Annotated in this window: 25 protein-coding genes; 10 read left to right on the top strand and 15 right to left on the bottom strand. The window is 65.4% G+C overall.

The annotated features are described in order from the left end of the window. Positions 1 to 106 precede the first annotated feature (106 nt). Entirely contained in the window at positions 107 to 2005 is a 1899-nt protein-coding gene (gene dxs / locus HX881_RS08265) for a 1-deoxy-D-xylulose-5-phosphate synthase (protein ID WP_017123291.1), read from the top strand. Between the two features lie 384 nt (positions 2006 to 2389). Here dxs and HX881_RS08260 read toward each other — a convergent pair whose 3' ends face one another. The 11 genes from HX881_RS08260 to nrdR all read right to left on the bottom strand — a co-directional run bounded on the left by HX881_RS08260 (position 2390) and on the right by nrdR (position 10269). Continuing rightward, complete coding sequence (locus HX881_RS08260; RefSeq protein ID WP_177083894.1) at positions 2390 to 2809, bottom strand: MFS transporter; 420 nt, start codon at positions 2807 to 2809, stop codon at positions 2390 to 2392. Continuing rightward, the gene (gene ribA / locus HX881_RS08255) at positions 2806 to 3423 is read right to left on the bottom strand and encodes a GTP cyclohydrolase II (RefSeq protein ID WP_017123289.1); all 618 of its coding nucleotides are present in this window, start codon (positions 3421 to 3423) and stop codon (positions 2806 to 2808) included. The genes HX881_RS08260 and ribA overlap by 4 nt, the downstream gene beginning before the upstream one ends. 99 nt (positions 3424 to 3522) lie before the next feature. Next, positions 3523 to 4293 carry a substrate-binding periplasmic protein gene (locus HX881_RS08250; protein ID WP_017123288.1) on the bottom strand — a complete coding sequence of 257 codons (771 nt, stop codon included), beginning with the start codon at positions 4291 to 4293 and terminating at the stop codon, positions 3523 to 3525. Positions 4294 to 4303: 10 nt separating this feature from the next. Further along, on the bottom strand, positions 4304 to 4807 hold the full coding sequence (locus tag HX881_RS08245; protein WP_017123287.1) for a phosphatidylglycerophosphatase A family protein: 504 nt from the start codon (positions 4805 to 4807) through the stop codon (positions 4304 to 4306). Continuing rightward, positions 4804 to 5769 carry a thiamine-phosphate kinase gene (gene thiL / locus HX881_RS08240; RefSeq protein WP_177083892.1) on the bottom strand — a complete coding sequence of 322 codons (966 nt, stop codon included), beginning with the start codon at positions 5767 to 5769 and terminating at the stop codon, positions 4804 to 4806. The genes HX881_RS08245 and thiL overlap by 4 nt, the downstream gene beginning before the upstream one ends. Positions 5770 to 5787: 18 nt before the next feature. Next, entirely contained in the window at positions 5788 to 6288 is a 501-nt protein-coding gene (gene nusB, locus HX881_RS08235) for a transcription antitermination factor NusB (RefSeq protein WP_017123285.1), read from the bottom strand. Next, positions 6285 to 6761 (bottom strand): 6,7-dimethyl-8-ribityllumazine synthase, encoded by a 477-nt coding sequence (ribH, locus tag HX881_RS08230; protein WP_017123284.1) that lies wholly within the window; start codon positions 6759 to 6761, stop codon positions 6285 to 6287. The genes nusB and ribH overlap by 4 nt, the downstream gene beginning before the upstream one ends. 91 nt (positions 6762 to 6852) lie before the next feature. Then, the gene (ribBA, locus tag HX881_RS08225) at positions 6853 to 7944 is read right to left on the bottom strand and encodes a bifunctional 3,4-dihydroxy-2-butanone-4-phosphate synthase/GTP cyclohydrolase II (RefSeq protein ID WP_017123283.1); all 1092 of its coding nucleotides are present in this window, start codon (positions 7942 to 7944) and stop codon (positions 6853 to 6855) included. Between the two features lie 16 nt (positions 7945 to 7960). After that, the gene (locus tag HX881_RS08220; RefSeq protein ID WP_017123282.1) at positions 7961 to 8623 is read right to left on the bottom strand and encodes a riboflavin synthase; all 663 of its coding nucleotides are present in this window, start codon (positions 8621 to 8623) and stop codon (positions 7961 to 7963) included. Positions 8624 to 8668: 45 nt separating this feature from the next. Next, positions 8669 to 9808 (bottom strand): bifunctional diaminohydroxyphosphoribosylaminopyrimidine deaminase/5-amino-6-(5-phosphoribosylamino)uracil reductase RibD, encoded by a 1140-nt coding sequence (ribD, locus tag HX881_RS08215; protein WP_177083890.1) that lies wholly within the window; start codon positions 9806 to 9808, stop codon positions 8669 to 8671. After that, on the bottom strand, positions 9805 to 10269 hold the full coding sequence (gene nrdR / locus HX881_RS08210; protein WP_177083888.1) for a transcriptional regulator NrdR: 465 nt from the start codon (positions 10267 to 10269) through the stop codon (positions 9805 to 9807). The genes ribD and nrdR overlap by 4 nt, the downstream gene beginning before the upstream one ends. Before the next feature lie 139 nt (positions 10270 to 10408). Between nrdR and HX881_RS08205 the strand changes: the two genes are divergently transcribed. The 3 genes from HX881_RS08205 to trxA all read left to right on the top strand — a co-directional run bounded on the left by HX881_RS08205 (position 10409) and on the right by trxA (position 12464). After that, the gene (locus HX881_RS08205) at positions 10409 to 10864 is read left to right on the top strand and encodes a YbaY family lipoprotein (protein WP_042934186.1); all 456 of its coding nucleotides are present in this window, start codon (positions 10409 to 10411) and stop codon (positions 10862 to 10864) included. Further along, entirely contained in the window at positions 10861 to 11517 is a 657-nt protein-coding gene (locus HX881_RS08200; RefSeq protein ID WP_177083886.1) for a class I SAM-dependent methyltransferase, read from the top strand. Before HX881_RS08205 ends, HX881_RS08200 begins: the two co-directional genes overlap by 4 nt. Before the next feature lie 74 nt (positions 11518 to 11591). Then, positions 11592 to 12464, top strand: coding sequence for a thioredoxin (gene trxA / locus HX881_RS08195; RefSeq protein WP_177083885.1), 873 nt, complete (start codon positions 11592 to 11594; stop codon positions 12462 to 12464). 175 nt (positions 12465 to 12639) lie between these two features. Here trxA and HX881_RS08190 read toward each other — a convergent pair whose 3' ends face one another. After that, a complete protein-coding gene (locus tag HX881_RS08190) occupies positions 12640 to 12984 on the bottom strand; it encodes a hypothetical protein (RefSeq protein ID WP_042934366.1) in 345 nt (114 codons plus the stop codon). 147 nt (positions 12985 to 13131) lie between these two features. Between HX881_RS08190 and HX881_RS08185 the strand changes: the two genes are divergently transcribed. From HX881_RS08185 to HX881_RS08165, 5 genes are all read left to right on the top strand, one after another. Beyond that, positions 13132 to 13725 carry a DUF2796 domain-containing protein gene (locus tag HX881_RS08185; protein WP_177083883.1) on the top strand — a complete coding sequence of 198 codons (594 nt, stop codon included), beginning with the start codon at positions 13132 to 13134 and terminating at the stop codon, positions 13723 to 13725. Between the two features lie 129 nt (positions 13726 to 13854). Further along, entirely contained in the window at positions 13855 to 14565 is a 711-nt protein-coding gene (locus tag HX881_RS08180; RefSeq protein ID WP_177083881.1) for an ABC transporter ATP-binding protein, read from the top strand. A gap of 1 nt (position 14566) precedes the next feature. Then, a complete protein-coding gene (locus tag HX881_RS08175) occupies positions 14567 to 15832 on the top strand; it encodes an ABC transporter permease (RefSeq protein WP_017123273.1) in 1266 nt (421 codons plus the stop codon). 11 nt (positions 15833 to 15843) lie between these two features. After that, positions 15844 to 16377, top strand: a complete 534-nt coding sequence (locus HX881_RS08170; protein ID WP_017123272.1) for a DUF3299 domain-containing protein — start codon at positions 15844 to 15846, stop codon at positions 16375 to 16377. Positions 16378 to 16472: 95 nt separating this feature from the next. Then, positions 16473 to 17171, top strand: a complete 699-nt coding sequence (locus HX881_RS08165; protein WP_017123271.1) for an OmpW/AlkL family protein — start codon at positions 16473 to 16475, stop codon at positions 17169 to 17171. Between the two features lie 62 nt (positions 17172 to 17233). Here HX881_RS08165 and HX881_RS08160 read toward each other — a convergent pair whose 3' ends face one another. Both HX881_RS08160 and HX881_RS08155 read right to left on the bottom strand, forming a co-directional pair. Continuing rightward, a complete protein-coding gene (locus tag HX881_RS08160) occupies positions 17234 to 18163 on the bottom strand; it encodes an NAD-dependent epimerase/dehydratase family protein (protein WP_177083879.1) in 930 nt (309 codons plus the stop codon). Continuing rightward, positions 18156 to 19040: a sugar nucleotide-binding protein gene (locus HX881_RS08155; protein ID WP_083875227.1), complete on the bottom strand. Its 885-nt coding sequence runs from the start codon at positions 19038 to 19040 to the stop codon at positions 18156 to 18158. The genes HX881_RS08160 and HX881_RS08155 overlap by 8 nt, the downstream gene beginning before the upstream one ends. Positions 19041 to 19221: 181 nt before the next feature. Here HX881_RS08155 and HX881_RS08150 point away from each other — a divergent pair, with 181 nt between their 5' ends. Next, positions 19222 to 23523, top strand: coding sequence for a DEAD/DEAH box helicase (locus HX881_RS08150; RefSeq protein WP_177083877.1), 4302 nt, complete (start codon positions 19222 to 19224; stop codon positions 23521 to 23523). An 11-nt stretch (positions 23524 to 23534) separates the two neighbouring features. Here HX881_RS08150 and HX881_RS08145 read toward each other — a convergent pair whose 3' ends face one another. Continuing rightward, complete coding sequence (locus HX881_RS08145) at positions 23535 to 25613, bottom strand: mechanosensitive ion channel family protein (RefSeq protein ID WP_177083875.1); 2079 nt, start codon at positions 25611 to 25613, stop codon at positions 23535 to 23537. Between the last annotated feature and the right edge of the window lie 252 nt (positions 25614 to 25865).

Genomic DNA, 25865 nt, shown 5'->3' with positions numbered 1-25865 from the left:
GCACCTGCGCGGGGCTCTCGTCCGACCCGCCGATGTCACAGCGCGTGGGCAGCGTGCGCTCCATAAGGTAAACTGCCGCCTCTCCATACCTATAACGATTCGCCTGATGCCCACGACGTTCCATGAGATTCCCCGCAAGCGCCCGACCACGCCCCTGCTGGACCGTGCCGATACGCCGGCCGGCCTGCGCCGGTTGGGTGAAGCCGAGCTGGAAACCCTGGCCGATGAATTGCGCCTGGAATTGCTCTATTCGGTCGGCCAGACCGGTGGACATTTCGGCGCCGGTCTCGGGGTCATCGAGCTGACCATCGCGCTGCATTACGTCTTCGACACCCCGGATGACCGGCTGGTGTGGGACGTGGGTCATCAGGCGTATCCGCACAAGATCCTGACCGGTCGGCGCGAACGGATGCATACCCTGCGTCAGAAGGACGGCCTGGCCGCCTTCCCGCGCCGCTCGGAGAGCGAGTACGACACCTTTGGCGTCGGCCACTCCAGTACCTCCATCAGCGCCGCCCTGGGCATGGCGATCGCCGCCCGCCTGCAAAACAGCGACCGCAAGGCCATCGCGGTGATCGGCGACGGCGCACTGACCGCCGGCATGGCGTTCGAGGCGCTGAACCACGCGCCGGAAGTGGACGCCAACATGCTGGTGATCCTCAACGACAACGACATGTCGATCTCGCGCAATGTCGGCGGCCTGTCGAACTACCTGGCGAAGATTCTTTCCAGCCGCACCTACGCGAGCATGCGCGAGGGCAGCAAGAAAGTTCTCTCGCGCCTGCCCGGCGCCTGGGAAATCGCCCGCCGCACCGAAGAATACGCCAAGGGCATGCTGGTCCCCGGCACCCTGTTCGAAGAGTTGGGCTGGAACTATATCGGCCCCATCGACGGCCACGACCTGCCGACCCTGATCGCCACCCTGCGCAACATGCGTGACCTCAAGGGCCCGCAGTTCCTGCACGTGGTGACCAAGAAGGGCAAGGGCTTCGCCCCGGCGGAAGTCGATCCGATCGGCTATCACGCGATTACCAAGCTCGAACCCCTGGACGCTCCGGCGGCCGCGCCGAAAAAGGCCGGCGGACCGAAGTACTCCGGTGTGTTCGGCGAATGGCTATGCGACATGGCCGCCGCCGATCCCCGCCTGGTGGGCATTACCCCGGCCATGAAGGAAGGCTCCGATCTGGTGGCCTTCAGCGAGCGCTTCCCGCTGCGCTACTTCGACGTGGCGATTGCCGAGCAGCACGCGGTGACCTTCGCCGCCGGCATGGCCTGCGAAGGCGCCAAGCCGGTGGTGGCGATCTACTCGACCTTCCTGCAGCGCGGTTATGACCAGTTGGTGCATGACGTCGCGGTGCAGAACCTCGACGTGTTGTTCGCCATCGATCGTGCCGGCCTGGTGGGCGAAGATGGCCCGACCCACGCCGGCAGCTTCGACCTGTCGTACCTGCGCTGCATCCCCGGCATGCTGGTGATGACCCCGAGCGACGAGAACGAACTGCGCAAGATGCTCAGCACCGGCCACCTGTACAACGGTCCGGCGGCCGTGCGCTACCCACGCGGCAACGGCCCGAACGCGACCATCGAGAAAGACCTGGAACCGATCGAGATCGGCAAGGGCGTGGTTCGCCGCCGGGGCAGCAAGGTCGCCCTGCTGGTGTTCGGCGTGCAACTGGCCGAAGCCCTGGTGGTGGCCGAGAAGCTCGACGCGACCGTGGTCGACATGCGTTTCGTCAAGCCGCTGGATGAAGCCCTGGTGCGCGAGATCGCCGGCAGCCACGAACTGCTGGTGACCATCGAGGAAAACGCCATCATGGGCGGCGCCGGTGCGGCGGTCAGCGAGTTCCTGGCGCGCGACAACCTGCTCAAGCCGATCCTGCACCTGGGCCTGCCGGACACCTACGTGGAACACGCGAAGCCGGCACAGATGCTCGCCGAATGCGGACTGGATGTGGCGGGGATCGAAGCTTCGGTCACCGGGCGCATGCAACTGCTGGGGCTGTAAAAAACTCTCTCCCCTGCGGGAATCGGCTGGCCGGTTCCCGCAGGCGGTCGTATTGCCCGAAATGCCAGCGCGGCGGCCGGGTCTGAGGAAAGTCTGTTCGGGGTGATCTGGACACCGGGACTCTGAATCGGGTGTCTTGATTGCCTGGCAGGGCCTCTTCGCGGGCAAGCCCGCTCCCACGGTTTTGTGGTCCTGGCGAAAACCCTGTGGGAGCGGGCTTGCCCGCGAAGGGCGCACCTCGGTCTGGCTTCCCGGCGCCATCGCCTGCAGCCACACCGACCAGCAGATCGGCAGCGCCCAATTCGATCACGATTTCCGACAGTGTAGGCGCCAGACTGGCACCCTGACGTGGCGCTGGCCGAAGTCGCCACGGCCAGCGATGCGTCAGCCGAGTTGACGCGGAATGCGGTAGAGGTAGAACAGCACCACGGTGGACAGCGCCAGCAAGACCAGTGGCACCGCCTCCAGGCCGACGAAGACCGCCAGGGTGCCGATCCAGGTCGGCAGTGCGGCCACTACCAGCGCCTTGCGCCGGACATTCGCCAGGGCGATCCAGGCCGCCGGTTCTTCGGGGGTATCCAGGGCAGCCTGGGTGGCGATCAGCGAACGCTTGTAGGCGCCGAAAAACCGCAGGCTGATAAACATCGAAGCCACGCCGGCAATGAAGAACGGCATCGCCAGCACCGGCAACAACGACTCCGACCGGGCGAAAAACCAGTTGGCGACAAACAGCGGCAACACACTCAGCACCAGTTGCTTGTACCAGCCGATCGCCAGCCGGCGCTTGACCTGACCACGGGTCACGCCGGATCGGCCTCGCTCTGGTGCTCATTGCCCATCATGTGGCCGAGCTTGCCGGCCTTGGTGGCCAGGTAGAGTTTGTTGTGCGGGTTGTGGCCGGTGTGCAACGGCACGCGCTCGGCGACGGTGATGCCCATGTCGGTCAACGCCTTGACCTTGCGCGGGTTGTTGGTCATCAGGCGCAGGGACTGGATGCCCAGGTGTTCGAGCATCGGCAGGCAGATGGCGTAGTCGCGCTGGTCGGCGGCAAAGCCCAGGCGCTCGTTGGCCTCGACCGTGTCGGCACCGCCATCCTGCAATTCGTAGGCACGGATCTTGTTCATCAGGCCGATGCCACGGCCTTCCTGGCGCAGGTACAGCAGGACGCCACGCCCTTCGCGGGCAATTGCCTGCAAGGCGGCTTCCAGTTGCGAACCACAGTCGCAACGCTGGCTGAACAAGGCATCGCCAGTCAGGCATTCGGAGTGCACGCGGCCAAGAACCGGTGCACCATCAGCCACATCCCCGAGCGTCAGCACGACGTGTTCACGACCGGTGGCTTCTTCGAGAAAGCCGTTCATGGTGAAGGTCGCAAAAGGGGTGGGCAGTTTGGAAGCGGCGACGAAAACGACGGGCACCGTGTGCTCCTGATCAGTATGAGGACTGGAAATTCGCAGAGGTCGCATTGTAACAGGAGGTTCCTACAGACGCTTAGGCCGAATTATCCATGATAACTATCAATAAGTTTGATTGGTTGCCGCCGGGGCACTGCCGGTTTCGAACGGATAAGGTTGTTTCCAGCGCTCGAACAGATGGCGCAACCGATCGCCCTTGACCAGCTCATCCATCCGCTGGTCATACAGGGCCAGCAACGCCCGTCCCCGCTCGCTGTCGGAAAAACCGAGGTACAGCGGCAGTTCCAGCAGGTGGGTACGCCGGAAGACCGTGGGGTCCGGGGCCTGGCCGAGGACATAGTCGACCTCGGCCACGGCGTCGATGTAGTAGTCGGCACGACTGTGCTGCAGCATCGAGAGGATGCCGTCGCGACGGCGGACCTCGTTGAAGTGGCGCACATTGGGCAGGTAGTCCTGGTACTTGTAGCCGCGCACCCAGGCCAGGCGATAGGCACCGAGGGTTTCCAGGCTGGGGGCCGGGTTGCTGGCCAGCCCCAGGGCGTAGATATGGTCGGTATCGAAGTTCCAGCGCGGGTACAGGGCGTCGCTGATTTCCTTGCTGTAGGAGCCGACCCAGGCATCCGCCTCGCCGCGCTCCACCAGGCCGACCGAGCGGATGTAGGGTTCGCTGCGGATCTCGACCTTGACGCCCCGGGGCTCGAATATCTCCCGCAGCACATCCCAGGCCAGCCCGCTGCCATCGGCATTGGTGTAGTCGATCCACTCCTCGCTGACCAGGCGGATCTGCGCGGGCAGGCCCGGGTTCTCAGCGGCCCAGGCCAGCGGACAGAGCAACAGCGATAACAGCAGCCCCCACAAGCGACAGCCAGACATACCCAATCCCTCAGGTAAGGAAATGCACCAATCCCTGCATGGCCAGCCAGGCGAACACCCCGGCCAGCACGTCATCCAGCATGATCCCCACGCCGCCATGCACATGCCGGTCGATCCAGCGGATCGGCCACGGCTTGAGGATGTCGAAGAAGCGGAACATCAGGAACCCCGCCAACAGCCAGTACCAGCCTTCCGGCACCAGCCAGAGGGTGATCCACATGCCGACCATTTCGTCCCAGACGATGCCTTCGTGGTCATGCACCCGCAGATCGTCGGCCACCTTGCCGCACAGCCAGAAGCCGAACAGCATGGTGATGCCGAGCATCAGCCAGTAACCCCAGTCCGGCAACATCTGCCATAACGGGATAAAGGGTAGCGCAACCAGCGACCCCCAGGTGCCCGGGGCCTTGGGCAAGGTGCCGGAGCCGAAGCCGAAGGCGAGGAAATGCCAGGGATTGCGCCACACCGACGGTGGTACGAATTCAGCGGGGACCTGTTTGGGATGATCTGTCACGGTGTCTCCGGAAAATGTTGGTAGCCCCGGATCTGCGGGGTGATGTCCTGGCCGTCGGCATCCAGCAGTGCCACGCCCTGCCCGGCGACCACCTGCCCGACCACCCGCACCGAAGGATGGTTGAGCAACAGTCCGGGCAGCTCAGCCGGTGGCAGGGTGAATGCCAGCACGTAGTCGTCACCGCCACTCAGCGCTGCATCCCCGGCTGAAGTCTGGCCGAGAAACGCCAGCAATGCCGGGGACAGTGGCAGCTTTTCACGCTCGATCAACAGACGCACGCCGGACGCGCTCGCGATATGCCCGCAATCGGCCAGCAGTCCATCGGAAATATCCAGCGCCGAGTTCGCCTTGCCGCGCAAGGCCAGGCCCAGGGCGAACTGCGGCCGAGGCGACCAGTAGTGGGCCAGCAGCGGCTCGGCAATTGCCGGCGCGGCCGTGCGCTGGCCCAGCACCAACGGCAAGGCGCCTGCCGCATTGCCCAGTTCGCCGCCCACGCACAGCAGGTCGCCAACCTGCGCACCGCCGCGGGTCAGTGCCTGCCCGACCGGCACCCGGCCAAACACCGTCAGTGTCAGGCTCAGGGGGCCGCGCGTGGTATCCCCCCCCACCAGCCGCAGGGCACAGTGCTGCGCCATCTGGTTCAACCCTTGGGCGAACGCCTGCAACCAGCCCGCGTCGTTATGCGCCAGGGTCAGGGCAAGGGTAAAGGCAATGGGCGTGGCGCCCATGGCGGCCAGGTCACTGGCGGCGACGGCCAGCGCGCGCTGTCCGAGCAGGAAAGGATCGCAGGGGTCGGAGAAATGCACCCCGGCCACCAGGGTATCGGTGGAAACCGCCAGCTGTTCCCCGGGAGGAACACTGAGCAGGGCGCAGTCGTCGCCGATCCCCAGGTCAACACCTTCGCCGGCCTGCGCACAGGGCGCGGCGGCAAAGAAGTTGCGGATCAGCTCGAACTCACCCATGGGAAGTGCAAGCGCCGGTCAGCGCTTGAACGCCTTCACTTCGGCTTCGCGCAGGTTCGGTGCCAGCTTGTCGAGCACACCGTTGACGAACTTGTGACCGTCGGTGGAACCGTAGACCTTGGCCAGTTCGATCCCTTCGTTGATCACCACGCGGTACGGTACGTCGACGCGCTTGAGCAGTTCCCAGGTGGACAGGCGCAGGACCGCCAGCTCGACCGGGTCCAGTTCGTCGATCTCGATGTCCAGGCACGGCTTGAGCGCGGTGTCGATCTCGCTCTTGAACTGCGGCACGCCGTGGAGGATTTCACGGAAGTAGGCGCCGTCGACATCGCTGAAGTCGTTATCGACCCGGAACTGCGCTTCGATTTCGTTCAGCGACTGCTTGGCCATGTGCCATTGGTAGAGTGCCTGGGTCGCGAGCTGACGGGCTTCGCGACGCTTGGCGCTCTTGGACGGCTTGCCGCTGCCTTCAGGCTTCGGATCGCGCGGGTTGAAACGATCGCTTTCGTCGCTAATCACACCGCCTCCAACTGCGACAGCAGGCTGACCATTTCCAGGGCGGACAGGGCAGCTTCGGCACCTTTGTTGCCGGCCTTGGTGCCGGAACGCTCGATGGCCTGCTCGATGGAGTCAACGGTCAGTACGCCGAAGGCTACCGGCACGCCAAACTCCATGGACACCTGGGCCAGGCCCTTGGTGCACTCGCCGGCGACGTATTCGAAGTGCGGGGTACCGCCACGAATGACCGCACCGAGGGCGATGATTGCCGAGAAATCGCCTTTCTGGGCGACTTTCTGCGCGACCAGCGGGATTTCGAAGGCGCCAGGCGCGCGGATGAGGGTGATGTCGCTTTCGCTCACACCGTGACGAACCAGGGCGTCAACGGCACCGCTCACCAGGCTTTCGACGACGAAGCTGTTGAAGCGGCCGACCACCAGGGCATAGCGGCCTTTAGGGGCGATGAAGGTACCTTCGATGGTCTTCAGGGTCATTCGACAAATCTCTTAAAGAGCCGGGACGCGTCAAGTACGCGCCCCTTAGTGATATTTGAACCGCGAATCAAGGCCGGCACCCGCCAGCCTTTTATTCGGAGGGCACGTATTCTACTACTTCCAGGTCGAAACCGGATATCGCATTGAACTTCATCGGCGCGCTCATCAGGCGCATCTTGCGCACACCGAGGTCGCGCAGGATCTGCGAACCGGCACCGACAATGCTGTAGGTGGTCGGTTTTTTCGCCGGTGCGTGGTCGGCGGTTTCACGGATATGCGCCAGCAGCACGTCGCCATCCAGCGGATGCCCGAGCAGCAGCACCACCCCGCTGCCCGCCTCGGCCACCGCGGCCATGGCGGCCCGCAGGCTCCAGCGACCCGGTTGCTTGACCATCAGCAGGTCGCGCAGCGGGTCCATGTTGTGCACGCGAACCAGGGTCGGCTCTTCGGCGCAGACATTGCCCAGGGTCAGGGCCATGTGCACGTCGCCTTCGACCGAATCACGATAGGTCACCAGGGTGAAATGACCCAGTTCGCTGTCCAGCGGCTGCTCGGCAATCCGCTGAACGGTACGTTCGTGGATCATCCGGTAGTGGATCAGGTCGGCGATGGTGCCGATCTTGATGTTGTGTTCGGCGGCAAAAGTCTCGAGTTCGGCACGACGGGACATGGTGCCGTCGTCGTTCATCACTTCGCAGATCACGCCGCTCGGTTCGAAACCGGCCATGCGCGCCAGGTCGCAGGCGGCCTCGGTGTGGCCGGCGCGGGCCAGGGTGCCACCGGGCTGGGCCATCAGCGGGAAGATGTGGCCGGGGCTGACGATGTCTTCGGCCTTGGCATCCCTGGCGGCGGCCGCTTGCACGGTGCGCGCGCGGTCGGCGGCGGAGATGCCGGTGGTGACGCCTTCGGTGGCCTCGATCGAGACGGTGAACTTGGTGCCGAAACCGGAACCGTTGCGCGGCGCCATCAGTGGCAGCTTGAGCAGCTCGCAACGCTCGCGGCTCATCGGCATGCAGATCAGGCCACGGGCGTGCTTGGCCATGAAGTTGATGTGCTCGGCCTTGCAGCATTCGGCGGCCATGATCAGGTCGCCTTCGTTCTCGCGGTCTTCGTCATCCATGAGGATGACCATCTTGCCCTGGCGAATGTCTTCGACCAGCTCTTCAATCGTGTTGAGCGCCACGCGGCACCCCCTTCTTTCAAGACTTGAGGTAGCCGTTGGCGGCCAGGAAACTTTCGGTGATGCCACCGCTCGACGGCTCGGCAGCCTTGTCGCCCAGCAGCAGGCGCTCCAGGTAACGGGCCAGCAGGTCGACTTCGAGGTTGACCTGACGACCGGGACGGTAGTCCGCCATGATGGTTTCGGCCAGGGTGTGCGGGACGATGGTCAGCTCGAACTCGGCGCCATTCACCGCGTTGACCGTCAGGCTGGTGCCGTCGACGGTGATCGAACCCTTGTGGGCGATGTACTTGGCCAGGTCTTTCGGCGCACGGATGCGGAACTGGATGGCCCGGGCGTTTTCTTCACGGGCCACGACTTCGCCGACACCGTCGACGTGACCGCTGACCAGGTGACCGCCGAGACGGGTGGTCGGGGTCAGGGCCTTTTCCAGGTTGACCCGGCTGCCGGCCTTCAATTCGTTGAACGCGGTGCAGTCCAGGGTTTCGCGGCTGACGTCAGCCCAGAAACCGTCGCCCGGAAGTTCCACGGCGGTCAGGCACACGCCATTGACCGCGATGCTGTCGCCGAGCTTGACGTCGCCCAGATCGAGCTTGCCGGTTTCTACATAGACCCGCACGTCGCCGCCTTTTGGGCTCAGCGCACGGATACTGCCGATGGATTCGATAATGCCGGTAAACATGAAATCCTCCTCGAGAACGAGCCAGCGCAGGGCGCAAGCCGCAAATTATACGCCGGGTGCCGGGTCAGGTATCGCGGTGACTCGCCAGTCATCGCCCACCGCGCGCATTTCAGTGATTTTCAGCCGTGGCGCCTCGCTCATCCGCTCCAGCGGCCAGTCCAGCAACGGACGCGCGCTGGAGCCGAGGAACCTGCCGGCGACAAAGATCTGGTATTCGTCCACCAGGCCTTGTCGGGCAAAGGCCCCGGCCAGGCGCGGGCCGGCCTCGACCAGCAGTTCGTTGACGCCACGGGCCGCCAGCAGGCCGAGCAACTGGCGCAGGTCGACCTGGCCGTCGCTGCCCGGCACGCTCAGGACTTCATGCCCGGCGGCCTGGTAGTCGGCGCTGACGGTCGTTGCGCAGGTCACCACCAGTGCCGGACCGGCCAGGAAGAAGGCCGCATCCAGCGGCACCCGCAGGCGCCCGTCGATCAGCACCCGCAACGGCGGCCGGCGTTCGGCCAGGGCCGTGAGTTCGGGGTCCAGGCCCAGTTCGGCGGGGCGCACGGTCAGCCGGGCCTTGTCGGCCAGCACCGTATCGGCGCCGGTAAGCACCACGCTGGACTGGGCCCGCAGCCGCTGCACCGCGGAACGCGCGGCGGGACCGGTGATCCACTGGCTTTCACCACTGGCCATGGCGGTGCGGCCGTCGAGGCTCATCGCCAGCTTGACCCGCACGAACGGCAGGCCATGTTCCATGCGCTTGAGGAAACCCTGGTTGATCGCCCGCGCTTCACCTTCGAGCACGCCGCTGTGCACCGCGATCCCGGCGTCGGCCAGGCGCTTGAGGCCGCGCCCGGCGACTTCCGGATTCGGATCCTGCATGGCCGCGACCACCCGGCCCACGCCGGCCTTGACCAGCGCATCGGCGCACGGCGGCGTACGCCCGAAGTGGCTGCACGGTTCCAGCGTCACGTAGGCCGTCGCGCCACGGGCGTTTTCGCCCGCCTCGCGCAAGGCATGCACTTCGGCATGAGGCTCACCGGCACGCACGTGCCAGCCTTCGCCGACCACCACGCCGTCGCGCACGATCACGCAACCCACCCGCGGGTTCGGGTGCGTCGAGTAGCGCCCCTTGCGGGCCAGCTCCAGGGCGCGGGCCATGTAGTGGGCGTCGAGCACCGCCTGTTCGCTGGAAAGACTCATTCCTTGGCGGGCTCCCGGGCGAGGCGGTCGATCTCTTCACGGAACTCGTTGAGGTCCTGGAAACGACGATAAACCGAGGCGAAACGGATGTAGGCGACTTCGTCGAGTTTCTGCAACTCGGCCATCACCAGTTCGCCGACGATCAGCGACTTGATCTCGCGCTCGCCGGTCGCCCGCAGCTTGTGCTTGATGTGCACCAGCGCGGCTTCCAGGCGCTCGACACTCACCGGGCGCTTTTCCAGGGCCCGCTGCATACCGGCGCGGAGTTTTTCTTCGTCGAAGGGCTGGCGACTGCCGTCCTGCTTGATCAGGCGCGGCAAAACCAGTTCGGCGGTTTCAAAGGTGGTGAAACGCTCACCGCAGGCCAGGCATTCACGCCGGCGGCGCACCTGTTCGCCCTCGGCGACCAGACGCGAGTCGATGACTTTGGTGTCGTTGGCACCGCAGAAGGGACAGTGCATGGTGGCAGGCAACAAAAAATGGGAGGGCCATGGTAGCGCATCCCCGTGGCAAGACAAGCCATAGGGTTTGCGGTATACAGTCGGCAGACTAACGTTATCCCATCAGAACCGCCGTTTTCTGCCTCAGTTGGAGCTGTAGATGTCAGTACGACCGCTTGTTTTGCTCAGTCTCGCCGGCCTGCTTGTCGCTTGCGGCAGCGCCCCCAAGCCCGTGCCGGCACCCGTCCCCCAGGTCCAGACGCAAAAACCGGTCAGTCCCTACGAAGAACTCGGCCCGCTGCCGGCGTTCCAGCGTGAACTGAGCGGCACCCTGCTCGGCGTGCCGGCCAATGCCGAGGTCGAACTGGCCCTGCTGGTGATCGATGAGCGTGGTCGTCCGCAACAATTGCTGGCCAGCAGCAAGATCAATGGCACCGGCCAGGCGCTGCCGTTCCGCCTGCGCTTCAATCCGGAGGTGTTTCCGCCGAACAGCCGCGTCGAACTGCGCGGCCGGGCCAGCCAGTCCGGGCAACTGATCCTGCACCTGCCCTCCGTATCGGTGACCCAGCCGACCACCCAGGCCATGGGCCAACTGCAATTCGTCGGCGCACCATGAATCCACCGCTCAACCTGCAACAGTCACTGAGCGGGCTGCTGGGGGATGCGCGACTGGTGGCCTGCCCTCTGCCGCAGACCGACCTGCAGTTGTGGCTGATCGACGCCGGAAACATGGACCGCGCCTTCAGCTCGGAAGAGACCCTGCGGATCCTGCACGAGCCACCCTACTGGAGTTTCTGCTGGGCCAGCGGCCTGGCCCTGGCCCGCTACCTGGCTGAACGCCCCCACTGGGTGGCCGGCAAGCGGGTGCTGGATTTCGGTGCCGGCTCCGGCGTGGCGGCGATTGCCGCGGCCAGGGCAGGGGCACTGGAAGTGGTGGCCTGCGACCTCGATCCGCTGGCGCTGGCCGCGTGCCGGGCGAATGCCGCGCTCAATGGCGTGGAGCTGAGTTATTCCGCGGACTTTTTCGCCGAGAGCGACCGCTTCGACCTGATCCTGGTCGCCGACGTCCTCTATGACCGGGAAAACCTGCCACTGCTGGATCAGTTCCTCAGCCGTGGCCGCGAAACGCTGGTGGCCGACTCACGGGTACGGGACTTCCGTCACCCGTTGTACCGGCGCCTGGAAATGCTCGAAGCCCTGACCCTGCCGGACCTGATGGAGCCGCACGAGTTTCGCCAGGTCAGCCTGTACCACGCCAGCCGGCCCTGAGGCGCAACCGCCGCTTTCGGCCAACCCGCCCCAGGCCTTATAGTTGCACCATTCCCCGCTCTTCGAGATTCCCGATGACTCAGGACACGCCCTACATCTTCGACGCCACCGCCCTGAACTTCGACCAGGCGGTGATCCAGAACTCGTTCCACAAACCGGTGCTGGTGGATTTCTGGGCCGAATGGTGTGCGCCCTGCAAGGCGCTGATGCCGATGCTGCAACAGATCGCCGAGAGCTATCAGGGCGAACTGCTGCTGGCCAAGGTCGACTGTGACGCCGAGCAGGACATCGTCGCCCGCTTCGGTATCCGCAGCCTGCCGACCGTGGTGCTGTTCAAGGACGGCCAGCCGGTGGACGGCTTCGCCGGGGCCCAGCCGGAGTCGGCGGTACGCGCCATGCTCGAACCCCATGTACAGATGCCACCGCCGGCCGCGGCCGATCCGTTCGAGCAGGCCCAGGCGCTGTTCGCCGAAGGCCGGATCGCCGACGCCGAAGCGGTCCTGGTGACGCTGCTGGGCGAAGACAACAGCAACGCCAAGGCGCTGATCCTGTATGCCCGCTGCCTCGCCGAACGGGGTGAGCTGGGCGAAGCGCAAAGCGTGCTCGAGGCGGTCAAGGGCGACGAACACAAGGCCGCCCTGGCCGGCGCCAAGGCCCAGCTGACGTTCCTGCGCCAGGCCGCCGACCTGCCGGATGCCGCCGAGTTGAAAGCCCGCCTGGCGCAGGATCCGCAAGACGACGAGGCGGTCTACCAACTGGCGATCCAGCAACTGGCCCGCCAGCAGTACGACGCCGCGCTGGATGCCCTGCTCAAGCTGTTCACCCGCAACCGCGGCTACAGCGAAGGCCTGCCCCACAAGACCCTGTTACAAGTGTTCGACCTGCTGGGCAACGACCATCCGCTGGTGACCACCTACCGGCGCAAGTTGTTCGCGGCGTTGTACTAGGTTCTGTGCGAAAACTGGACACCGCCAGATTGTGTAGGAGCCGGCTTGCCGGCGATGCAGGCGCCGCGGTGCATCCGTCAGACCGCGTTATCCTCATCGCCAGCAAGCCGGCTCCCACAGGATCTCTGTCCCATGCTACTGCGGCGCTCGACGAGGCGAGGTCCGTGTCTGCCGGTCAAACCCCGACCCAGCTGTAGAGCGGTGAATCAGCGCCGCTCAGCACTTTGACCTCGGCGCAATGCCGCAGGCGCACCAGCAGCCGCTTGGCGGCCGCGGTGCTGCCCGTCAAGCCTTCCAGTTGTTCCAGCAACTCCGGTCCGCTGATCTGCCCGGCCTGACGCACCAGATCCCTGGTCAACTGCCAGAGCGCATCGTCCTGGCTCACCGGCCTGGCCGCCACCACCGGCTCCTGCGGCGTCTCCACCTGCAACTGCGCGCCAAGCCGGGCCCAATCGCCGTCATCCAGCTCCACTGTCAAATCCACCGGCCACTCGCCGATGGTTCCGCGAATCCGCACCATAAAACCGTCCTCGATACCCTTGACCGAATAGTCCTGCGCGCATGCTCCCATGGGTCAGCCGGATCGCCAAGCGAGTGGCCGCAAGCGCGATAAATTGTTATAAGATCACATAACAAAACACCCTCTCGTCGTTTCCGGAGAAACGCTATGCGCCGCCTGCTTCTCGCCCTGCCTTTTGCCTTGCTGCCCCTGGTCGCCGCCCAGGCCCATGAAAAAGAACATGGCAGCCTCGGCGCCCACGAACATGGTGTCGGCCGCTTGAACGCAGCCCTCGACGCACAGACCCTGGAGCTGGAACTGCAAAGCCCGGCGATGAACCTCGTGGGCTTCGAGCACGCGGCCGCCAGCGACGCCGACAAGGCCAGGGTCGCCGCCGTGCGCGCCCTGCTCGACAAGCCGCTGGCACTGTTCAACCTGCCCGGGGAGGCCGGTTGCGTGGTCGCCAACCAGGAACTGGAAAGTCCGCTGTTCGGTGATCCGGCCCCGGAAGACGCCAACCATGATGACGATGACGACGACCACGCCAAGGGCACCGACGAGCACGAACATCATCACGACCACAGCGAAATCCACGCCCACTACCAGTTCACCTGCAGCACCCCGCAGGCCCTCAAGCAGCTCGACCTGACCCAGGTCTTCAAGACCTTCCCCGCGACCCAGAAAATTCAGGTACAACTCATCTCGCCAAGCGGCCAGCAGGGCGTGGATGCGACGCCGAAGGCCGCCACCCTGAAGTTCTGACATCCATGAATCCTGTGGGAGCGGGCTTGCCCGCGAAGAAGGTGACCCGGTTCCCGTGTGATACCGCATGACCACGCTTCGCGGACAAGCCCGCTCCCACAGGGGTATGCCCCACATGAATCGGCTCCCATGACCCAAGCACTTATCGAACTGTCCGACCTGGGCTTCAACTGGCCCGGTCACCCGCAGTTGCTGGACATTCCCGCGTTCCGCCTGGAGCCCGGCGAGACCCTGTTTCTCAAGGGCCCCAGCGGCAGCGGCAAGACCACCCTGCTCGGCCTGCTGGGCGGCGTGCAGAAGCCCAGCCGGGGCAGCATCCGCCTGCTCGGCCAGGAACTGACCGAACTCGGAGCCGGCGCCCGCGACCGCTTTCGCGTCGATCACACCGGCTACATTTTCCAGCAGTTCAACCTGCTGCCGTTTCTCTCGGTGCGCGAGAACGTCGAACTGCCCTGCCATTTTTCCAGACTGCGCGCCAGCCGCGCCAGCCAGCGCCACGGCAGCATCGACCAGGCCGCGGCAACCCTGCTCGCTCACCTCGGCCTGAAGGACCCGGCATTGCTGGAACGGCGTGCCGACTCCCTGTCCATCGGCCAGCAACAACGGGTCGCCGCCGCCCGCGCACTGATCGGCCAGCCGGAACTGGTGATCGCCGACGAACCGACCTCGGCCCTCGACTACGACGCCCGCGAAGCCTTTATCCGCCTGTTGTTCGCCGAGTGCCGGGAAGCCGGTTCCAGCCTGCTGTTCGTCAGCCATGACCAGAGCCTGGCACCGCTGTTCGATCGTCACCTGTCCCTGGCCGAACTGAATCGCGCGGCCGCGCCCGCGGAGGTTTGAGATGTATCTGTTACGACTGGCCCTGGCCAGCCTGGCCAACCGCCGCTTTACCGCCATTCTCACGGCCTTTGCCATCGCCCTTTCGGTCTGTCTGCTGCTGGCCGTGGAGCGCGTGCGCACCGAAGCCCGCGCCAGCTTCGCCAGCACCATCAGCGGCACCGACCTGATCGTCGGCGCCCGCTCGGGCTCGGTGAACCTGCTGCTGTATTCGGTGTTCCGCATCGGCAACGCCACCAACAACATCCGCTGGGACAGCTACGAGCATTTCGCCAGCAATCCGCAGGTGAAATGGGCCATCCCGATCTCCCTCGGCGACTCCCATCGCGGCTACCGGGTGATGGGCACCAACGAGTCCTATTTCGAGCATTATCAGTACGGTCACCAGCAGAGCCTGGAACTGGCCACCGGCCGCGCCTTCGCCAGCGATCCGTTCGAAGTGGTGCTCGGCGCCGAAGTCGCCGACGCCCTGCACTACAAGCTCGGCGACAAGCTGGTGCTGGCCCATGGCGTCGCGGCCATCAGCCTGGTCAAGCACGATGACAAGCCGTTCACCGTGGTCGGCATTCTCAAGCGCACCGGGACGCCGGTGGACCGCACGCTGCATATCAGCCTCGGCGGCATGGAAGCGATCCACATCGACTGGCACAACGGCGTACCGGCCCGCGGCGCCGGGCGGATCAGCGCCGACCAGGCGCGCAACATGGACCTCACGCCCCAGGCGATCACGGCCTTCATGCTCGGCCTCAAGAGCAAGATCGCAACCTTCGCCGTACAGCGCGAGATCAACGAGTTCCGGGGCGAGCCGATGCTGGCGATCCTGCCGGGCGTGGCCTTGCAGGAGCTCTGGAGTCTGATGGGCACGGCGGAAAAGGCCTTGTTCGTGGTCTCACTGTTCGTGGTGCTGACCGGCCTGATCGGCATGCTCACGGCGATCCTCACCAGCCTCAACGAGCGTCGCCGGGAGATGGCGATCCTGCGTTCGGTAGGCGCGCGGCCTTGGCATATCGCCAGCCTGCTGGTGCTGGAAGCCTTTGCCCTGGCGTTGTCCGGGGTGGTCGCCGGGGTGGGCCTGCTGTACCTGTGCATCGCCCTGGCCCAGGGTTATGTGCAGTCGAACTACGGGCTGTACCTGCCGCTGTCCTGGCCAAGCGAATATGAATGGACGCTGCTCGGCGGTATCCTCGTCGCCGCCCTGTTGATGGGTAGCGTGCCGGCCTGGCGCGCCTATCGACAATCCCTGGCCGATGGCCTGTCCATCCGTTTATGAGTGTCTGTGCGATGAAAAAGCCTGTGTTGTCCCACCTGCTGCTGGCGCTGCTGTTGCTCGCGCCCCTGCCCTCATGGGCCAAGGACGAGCCGCGGGAGCTGGCCTGGCAGGAGATGATTCCGCCGGACGCACCGCCGGAAGTCCCGGACATGCGCCCGCTGCATGACCTGTCGCAGTTGGGCAACATGGACCCCGAGGCCGCCCCGGCGGCCAGGCAGGACCTGCCGAATGCCCCGGTGGTCAAGGCCCTCGATGGTCAGCATGTGCGCCTGCCGGGTTATATCGTGCCGCTGGAAGTGAGTGAGGAAGGCCGCACCACCGAGTTCCTGCTGGTGCCGTATTTCGGCGCCTGCATCCATGTGCCGCCACCGCCGTCGAACCAGATCGTGCATGTGACCAGCGAGCTGGGGGTCAAGCTCGACGAGCTGTACCAGCCGTACTGGATCGAGGGCGAGTTGCAGGTCAAGCCGAGCACCAGCGAGCTGGCGGATGCCGGCTATAGCATGGAGGCGCAGAAGATCTACGTGTACGAGTTGCCGGAATAAGGCAACTCGCCTTTCATTGAGCTGAGTCAAAGACCGGATCAGCTCGCTCTTTACCATTGGCTCCAGTGAATTCGAAACGTCCTCTGGAGCCTCCCATGCACAAGTCCCTGCTCAGCGCGTCCCTCGTCGCGCTCGCCCTCGCCGCCCCGCTCGCCCATGCCCACGATGCCGGTGACATCATCGTTCGCGCCGGGGCGATCACGGTCAATCCGAAAGCCGACAGTTCCAGCGTCAAGGTCGACCGCGGCCCGCTGGCCGGCGCCGACCTCGGCGGCAAGGCGACCATGAGCAGCGACACCCAGCTGGGCCTGAACTTCGCCTACATGCTCACCGATCACGTCGGCCTCGAACTGCTGGCCGCCACCCCGTTCGAACACGACGTGAAACTCAAGAATACCGCCCTCGGCGCCGCCAACGGCAAGCTCGGCACCCTCAAGCACCTGCCGCCGACCCTGAGCGTGGTGTACTACCCGCTCGACAACAAGTCGGCGTTCCAGCCCTATGTCGGTGCAGGCATCAACTACACCTGGATCTACGACGAGCACGTCGGCAGCGAAGCCAATGCCGCCGGCTTCGACAATTTCCGCGCGAAGAATTCCTGGGGCGTGGCCTGGCAGGTCGGTGCCGACTACATGCTCACCGACAACGTGATGATCAACGCCCAGGTCCGCTACATCGACATCGACACCACCGCCTACGTGGACAACAATGCCGTGGCCGGCGGCACCCGTGCCAAGGTCAATGTCGACGTGGACCCGATGGTCTACATGGTCGGCCTGGGCTACAAGTTCTAAGCCCACCCCGGAATGAAAAAAGGCGCCTCGAGAGGCGCCTTTTTCATTACCCGCGCCAGCTCTCAGCGCCCCAGCAACCGCGCCAGTCCCACGCTCATCGGCGTCGGCTCGGGGAAGGCGAAGCGCTCCAGCAGGCGCCGGTTGTTCGCCCGGGAATGGCGGATATCGCCGGAGCGGGCCGGGGCGAATGTCACCGGCGGCAAGGGACCGACGACTTCGCCCAGGGCCTGCAGCATCTGGTTGAGGGTGGTGGAGCGGTTCAGGCCGACGTTGATCGCGCCCTCCTGCACCTGCGGCGCCTCGAGCGCCTGCACCAGGACCTGCACCAGGTCGCCGACATAGATGAAGTCGCGGGTCTGCTCGCCATCGCCGAACACAGTGATCGGCAGACCTTTCTCGGCGCGCTCGCTGAAGATGCTGATGACCCCGGAATACGGCGAGGACGGATCCTGGCGCGGCCCGAAGACATTGAAGAAACGGAAGATCACCGGTTCCAGGCCATGCTGGCGGCGGTAGAAGTCGAAGTAGTATTCGCTGGCCAGCTTGTCCGAGGCATAGGGCGTCAGCGGCGCCTTGGGCGTGTCCTCGTCGATCGACTCACCTTCGCCGTTGTTGCCGTAGACCGCTGCGCTGGAGGCGAAGATCACCCGCTTCACGCCGGCCTCGCGCATGGCTTCGCAGACATTCAGGCTGCCGATGAAATTGCTCTGGTGCGTGCGCACCGGATCGTCCACCGAGGCTTGCACCGACGCCACCGCCGCCAGGTGCACCACCGCCTGGCAACCGAGCATGGCCCGGGCGACCAGTGCGGCATCGGCCACATCACCTTCGATCAGCTCGACCCGCGGGTCGTCCAGGGTCAGGTTGCCGCGCTTGCCGGTGGACAGGTCGTCCAGCACGCGGATCGAGTAACCCTTGGCCAGCAGCCGCTCGGCAAGGTTGGAGCCGATGAAGCCGGCCCCGCCGGTGATCAGAATCGGCGCATCAGCCATGACGATAGAACCTGTCCAGTAAAGCCGGCAGTCCGGCGCGCCAGGCGCGGGGCTTGATGCCGAAGGTGTGAAGGATTTTCTTGCAGGCCAGCACCGCATGCTGCGGCTCTTCGGCGGCATCCGGGCGGGCCGCGTGGGCCTGGGCGGTCGGTGCCTCGATCGCCAGCGCATGGAAATTGCGGGCTTCGCCGAGGATCGCCTGTCCCAGTGCCAGCGGCGTGGTCGCCTCATGGCCGGCATAGTGATAGGTGCCCCACAACGGCGCTGCGCAATCGAGCTGCTTGAGCACCGAGATGATCACCCGCGCCGCATCGTCCACCGGTGTCGGGTTGCCGCGCCGGTCATCGGCCATCAGCAATTCTTCGGGGCGCTCGGCGCGGGCAAGGAAACGCCCCAGCGCGCCGTCGATGCTGTCGTCCAGCAGCCAGCCGAAACGTAGCAGCACATGTTGCGGGCAGGTCGCGCGCACGCTCTGCTCGATACGCCACAGCGCCTGGCCGCGCAGGCCGAGGGGAACCGGTTCGTCTTTTTCGCTGTAGGCGGTCGCCCGCGAACCGTCGAACACCCGGTAGCTGGAGGGCTGCACCAGGACGATATTGTGATGCTGGCACAGTTCGGCCAGGCGCTCGACCGCGGATTCCTGGCTGGACAGGCGGGTTTCGCTCACCGCCTCCGCCTGGAACCAGTCGAAATAGTAAGCAAGGTTGATCAACGCATCGGGACGGGTGTCGTCGAGCAGTTGCGTCAGGCTCGCGGCATCCCAGCCGTCTTGCGGCGGGCGGGGGGCGAGGAAACCGATGTCTTCCTCTGCTCCCAGGCGAATCAGCGCCTGCCCGAGGGCATTCCCGCCGCCCAACAACATAAGGCGCATTCGCATAGATTCAGCAGGCCCAGGTCTGTTCAGAACGATGGAGGTTGGCGGCAAAACCGAGGTTTTCCCGTTGGCAATAACCACAATCGTTGCATTTTGCGGGTTTCGGATGCAACCGTCACGGGGAAAGTGCCTTGCGGTCCCCACAGCCTTGCACTTTATCCGCATCGCCCGCATAAAGTAGGGTATGAACCTTCCCGAACCAGCCCCCGGCGCTCTGGCGGCGTTCCATCCGGCCGTCAGTGCCTGGTTTCGCAGGACCTTCCCGGGCGTCACCGCCGCCCAGGCGCGTGCCTGGCCGTTGATCCGCCAGCGCCGCTCGACGCTGATCGCCGCGCCCACCGGCTCCGGCAAGACCCTCACGGCCTTTCTCGCGGTCATCGATGAGCTGGTGCGACAGGGCCTGGACCAGGGCGGCAAGCTGCCGGACGAAACCTTCGTCGTCTATGTCTCGCCGCTCAAGGCGCTGTCCAACGATATCCGCATCAACCTGCAGGAACCGCTGGCCGGCATCACCGCCGAGCTCGAACAGCAGGGTCTGCCGCCATTGCAGATCAGCACCGCGGTGCGGACCGGCGATACACCGCAGAAAGACCGCACGCAGATGCGCAAGAGCGCACCGCATATCCTGGTCACCACCCCGGAATCGCTGTACGTGCTGCTCGGCTCCGACTCCGGGCGGCGCATGCTCGCCACCACCCGTACGGTGATCATCGACGAAATCCACGCCATCGCCGCCAGCAAGCGCGGCAGCCATCTGGCCCTGAGCCTCGAACGCCTGCAGGCGCTGTGCCGCGAGCCGTTGTTGCGCATCGGCCTGTCCGCCACGCAAAAGCCCATCGACGCGGTGTCGCGTTTTCTCGCGGGCAACGAACGCCCCTGCGAGATCATCGATATCGGCCATGCCCGCCCACGGGACCTCGGCATCGAAGTGCCGCCGGTGCCGTTGGGCCCGGTGATGGCGAATGACGTCTGGGAGCTGGTCTACGAACGACTCGCCGAACTGGCCCGGGAACATCGCACCACCCTGGTGTTCGTCAACACCCGGCGCCTGGCCGAACGACTGGCCCGCCACGTGAGCGAGCGCCTGGGCAAGGCAGCGGTCGCCGCCCACCACGGCAGTCTCGCCAAGGAGCAGCGCCTGGAGGCCGAGCAACGGCTCAAGCGCGGCGAGTTGCAAGTACTGATCGCCACCGCTTCGCTGGAACTGGGCATCGATATCGGCGAGGTCGAACTGGTCTGCCAGATCGGTTCGCCAGGGTCCATTTCGGCCTTCCTGCAAAGAGTGGGTCGCTCCGGTCACCAGATCGATGGAACCCCCAAGGGCCGCCTGTTCCCGACCTCGCGTGATGACCTGATCGAATGTGCCGCCCTGCTCGATTGCGTGCGCCGGGGCGAACTGGACACCCTGCTGATTCCCCGGGCGCCGCTGGATGTGCTGGCGCAGCAGATCGTCGCCGAGGTCAGTTGCCAGGAGTGGCAGGAAGCCGCGCTGCTGGACATGATCCGCCGCGCCAGCCCCTATGCCGGCTTCGACGAAGCCCATTACCAGGCATTGCTGCAGATGCTCGCCGAGGGGTTCAACAGTCGTCAGGGACTGCGCAGCGCCTACCTCCATCGGGACGCGCTGACCCGTACCCTGCGCGGGCGTCGCGGCAGTCAGCTGACGGCACTCACCAGTGGCGGGACGATTCCGGACAACGCCGACTACGCCGTGCTGCTGGAACCCCAGGCGCTGAATATCGGCAGCGTCCATGAAGACTTCGCGGTGGAAAGCATTGCCGGCGACGTGTTCCAGCTGGGCAACAGCTCCTACCGGATCCTGCGGGTCGAAACCGGCAAGGTGCGGGTCGAGGATGCCCATGGCCAGCCGCCGAGCATTCCTTTCTGGCTCGGCGAAGCGCCGGGACGCAGCAACGAACTGTCCTTCGCCGTGGCACGCCTGCACGGGCATCTGGATCAACTGCTGGGGGCCACGCCCGGTGACTTGCAGCCCAGCCTCGACTGGCTGCGCGACAGCATAGGCCTGGAGCCGGCCGGCGCCGAACAGATCGTCGAATACCTCGCCCGCGCCCGCCTGGCCCTGGGCGCCCTGCCGTCCCGCGACACCCTGGTGATGGAGCGGTTCTTCGACGAGTCCGGCGGCACCCAGTTGATCATCCACACACCGTTCGGCAGCCGGGTCAACCGCGCCTGGGGCCTGGCCCTGCGCAAGCGTTTCTGCCGTACCTTCAATTTCGAATTGCAGGCCGCCGCGAGCGAGGACGCCATTGTCCTGTCGCTCTCCACCAGCCACAGCTTTGCCCTGGAGGAAGTGTGGCGTTATCTGCGCAGCAACAGTGCCGAGCAGATCCTCGTCCAGGCGGTGCTCGACGCGCCGCTGTTCGGCGTGCGCTGGCGCTGGAATGCCGGGGTCGCGCTGGCGCTGCCGCGCTTTGTCGGCGGGCGCAAGGTGCCGCCGCAGATCCAGCGGATGAAAGGCGAGGACCTGACGGCCTGTGTCTTTCCGGACCAGATCGCCTGCCTGGAAAACCTCGCCGGCGAGCGCGAGATTCCCGACCATCCGCTGGTGGAGCAGACCCTCGACGATTGCCTGCACGAAGCCATGGACAGCGAAGGCTGGCTGGCCCTGCTGCGGCGCATGGAGGCCGGAGAGGTACGCCTGATCGCCCGCGACCTGCCGGCGCCATCGCCGCTGGCGGCGGAAATCCTCAGCGCCAAACCCTATACCTTTCTCGACGATGCACCGCTGGAAGAGCGGCGGACCCAGGCCGTGCTCAATCGCCGCTGGAGCGATCCGAGCAGTACCGACGATCTCGGCGCGCTGGACAACGAGGCCATTGCCGCGGTGCGCGCGGAAGCCTGGCCACAGCCCAACGGCACGGATGAAATGCATGAGGCGCTGATGAGTCTCGCCGTGATCGGCGCAGTCGAGGCCGAGGCCAATGAGCACTGGCCGGGCTGGCTCGAGGCCCTGGCCGCCAGCGGGCGCGCCACCTGCCTGCGAGTCGACGGCCACGGTTTGTGGGTCGCCCTGGAGCGCCTGACCTGCCTGCTGGCGCTTTATCCACAGGCCATTGCGCAACCGCCGTTGCTGCCACTGGCGGATTTCGACCAGGCCTGGGAGGCGGACGCTGCCGCCGTCGAAGTGCTGCGTGCCCGCCTCAGCGGCTTTGGCCCGCTGTCGCTGGGCGAGATCGCCGCGCCCTTGGCGCTGAACGAAGCTCAACTGGCCCAGGCCCTGGCGAAACTGGAAAGTGAAGGTTATGTGCTGCGGGGACAATTCACCCCCGGGGCGACATCGGAGCAATGGTGCGAACGGCATCTGCTGGCGCGCATTCACCGCTATACGGTCAAGCGCCTGCGGCGGGAGATCGAACCCGTGGCCCTCCAGGACTTCATGCGTTTCCTGTTCGACTGGCAGCACCTGTCCAGTACCAGCCAGGCCCAGGGCAACGCCGCGTTGCCGATGATTGTCAGCCAGCTCGAAGGTTATGCGGCCGCCGCCGGAGCCTGGGACAGTGATCTGCTGAGCGCGCGCCTGAAGGATTATTCGTCGACCTGGCTGGATGACCTGTGTCGCTCGGGCAAGCTGGTCTGGACACGCCTGAACGCGCGCAACAAGGCTGCCAGCACCACGTTGCGCAGCACCCCGATCGTGTTGTTGCCCCGCAATCGGCTGCAACTATGGAGCAGCCTGGCGCAGCAGACGGCCATCGAGGAACTGTCGCCGCGAACCTTGAAAGTCCATACGGCCTTGAGCGAGCACGGCGCGCTGTTCTTCGATGAACTGCTGCACGAAGCCCATCTGTTGCCCACCGAGCTGGAGACGGCGTTGCAGGAACTGGTGGGCGCCGGCCTGGTGAATGCCGACAGTTTCGCCGGGCTGCGGGCGTTGATCACCCCGGCCAGCAAACGCCAGCAGCGTCCCGGCCGCCGCGGGCGCGGGGCCTTTGTCGGCGGAATGGACGACGCCGGACGCTGGGCGCTGCTGCGCCGGCCTTCGACGCAGGCGACCGGCTCCGAGCGACTGCCGGAGGACACCCTTGAGCAGGTTGCCATGACCTTGCTGCGTCGTTATGGCGTGGTGTTCTGGCGTCTGCTGGAACGGGAAGCGGAATGGCTGCCGAGCTGGCGCGAGTTGCTACGCACCCTGCATCGCCTGGAAGCCCGTGGCGAGATTCGCGGCGGACGTTTTGTCAGCGGCCTGGCCGGCGAACAGTTCGCCTTGCCCGAAGCCATCCCGCTGCTGCGCGAGGTACGTCGCCGGCCCCTGGATGGCAGCCTCGTCGCGGTGTGTGGCGCCGACCCGTTGAACCTCGCCGGCACGCTGTTGCCGGGCAGCAAGGTTCCGGCGCTGGCGGGCAATCGGCTGGTGTATCGCGATGGCGTGCCCGTAGCGGCTGAAATCGCCGGCAAGCCGTTGTTCTGGCTGGAGCTGGAGCAGCAGGCGGCGGCCGAGGTCCGGCAGAAACTGATCCGCCACTGATCATCCGGCGGCTATTGAGGCCGCGACAAGACCACCGGCGCAGCCTCTGCCGGAGGTACCTGCGGCTCGTCTTCCATCACCGGCGCGCGGTTCGGCAGCATCACCTGCTGTGGATAAGTCTGCGCGAAATGCACCCACGGGCTCTGGTCCACCAGTTTCTTCAGGCGCTCGTTGAACGCCCGGCTGACGCTGTACTGCCCACCCGACACGGTGCGGAACTGTGCCGTCAGGACCACGCCATTGAGGTCCATGCGATCCACGCCGAACACCTCCAGCGGGCCTTGCAGGTTGAACTTGAGAAAGCTGTCCTCGCTGATCGAGCGCCCCGCTTCGCGAATCAGCGCGCTGGCCTTGTCGACATCGGTGTCGTAGGTGAACTGTACCGAGAAGAACGCAAAGGCGAATTGCCGCGACTGGTTGGTGACCGCCTTGATCTGGCCGAACGGCACCGAATGCACGAAGCCCTTGCCGTCGCGCAGGCGCAGGGTGCGGATGGTCAGGCCTTCGACCGTGCCGGCATGGCCGGAATCGAGCACCACCCAGTCGCCGATGGACAGGGTGTCCTCGATGATGATGAACAAGCCGGTGATCACATCCTGCACCAGTTGCTGGGAGCCGAAGCCGATCGCCAGCCCGACCACCCCGGCACCGGCCAGCAGCGGCGCGACATTGATCCCCAGGTTGGCCATGGTGGTGATGGTGCAGATCACCACCAGGATGATCTTCACCGCATTGCGCAGCAGCGGCAGGATGGTCTTGACCCGCATGCTCGGCTGCTTCGAGGAGCGGCGGTTGATCGGCGGCTTCAAGGCCTCCTGGATCGCCGTGTCGAGCACCACCCACAGCAGCCAGGTGGCCAGCAGGATCAGGCCGATACGGCTGAGGGCGTCACTGATGGCCCGGCCCACGGTGTTCTGCACGGCGAACTCATACAGCGACAGCCCCCAGATCCGCCCGAGCAATTCGATGAAGGTCACGGCCAGGGCAATCCGCAACAGCGCATGCAGCAGGCTCAGCAGGCGTTCCTTGTAGACGCTGCTGCGCTGGATCGCCAGGGCTCCGCGGGCCTTGAACAGGTGCTGGAAAATGGTGCTGAGAAACACCGTGGCGATCAGCAGCACGGTGGTCAGCAAGGCGCAGCGCAGGGCTTTCTGGCTGTCCTCGCCAGCGCCGATCAGGTTGATCGCCGACACCAGCACCATCAGCAGGATCGGCCAGTACCACAGGCCGGAAAAGATCCGCAGCGATTCCTGCAGCGCCGGCTGGCCCAGGCGCTGGGCCAGCGAACGGTTGCGGATCAGGTGCGCCACCGGACGCCGCAGGCGGAACACCAGCACGCCGAACAGGATCGAGGCGAACAGGCCGGTGAACACCGCCACGCTGCTGGTGATATTGCCGCCCAGCTGGCGGGCGATCTGCGGGCTGGTCAGGGCATCGCTGAGGGCCGCGAGGAAGCCGATCAGAAACAGCGGACGCGGGCTGTAGTCACGGATGATGCGAACCGCACGGCGCTTGTGGCCGACATCGAACAGCACACTCAGGGACAGCAGCAGCGCGGTGGAGAACACGCCGCTGCTGGTGGCATAGGCCAGGCACAGCGCCAGCGCGCGGCCGACGGAGGTCGGCAGGAAGTGGCTGGCGTAGAGGGTCAGCGGCAGGCTGATCAGCGCCGGTAGCATGTAGGGCAGCACATACCCCACCAGCGATTGGCTGCGCTCGCGGGACTGCAACAGGCGATGGCGATTGAACCGGCGGGCAGCGAGTCGGCCGAGGAGCGCCAGCCCGGCAAAGCTGCCGATCCAGGTCAGGGACAGCAGGATGAAATCCGCGGCGACGCTCCAGGGCGAGCGGTCGACGGTCTGGCTGACCAGCCGATCCATTTCATCGGCGGCCCGGTCGGCGCGCAGGCGCCAGGCGTCCAGCAGGTTGTCGTTGAGGTCGAGTTTGTCCTGCACGTCCTCGATGCTGGAGCTCAGGGCCCCGAGCAGGCCACCCTGCACCAGCGGCGGCGGTGAGGCCTGGGTCGGTGGCGCGGCGGCTGGCGCAGCGCCCACACCGCAACTGACGGACAACAGAAAAATCGAAAGCATGATTGCCAGCTTGAACCGGAACACGGATGGGCCCTCTTCGGCAGTCTCTGTAAGAAACTGAGTCCCTGGGCATCAGCAAAGTTCGCTTCGAAGTAGATGAAGATTCCCCGCCACCCGGTATCACGGCGGTCATCACACGCCGCGCATGGGAGCGATCAACCAGGGGATATTTGCATTCAGTTCAAATATGTTGTGCCGATACCTGTATTTTTCCGCACAAGTGAAACAACGACACTGCGCTCCTGATTTAAA

The organism is Pseudomonas gingeri, from assembly GCF_013386115.1.
In the GTDB taxonomy this organism is placed as follows: Bacteria; Pseudomonadota; Gammaproteobacteria; order Pseudomonadales; family Pseudomonadaceae; genus Aquipseudomonas; species Aquipseudomonas gingeri.
This window is presented reverse-complemented; position numbering and strand designations above follow the sequence as displayed.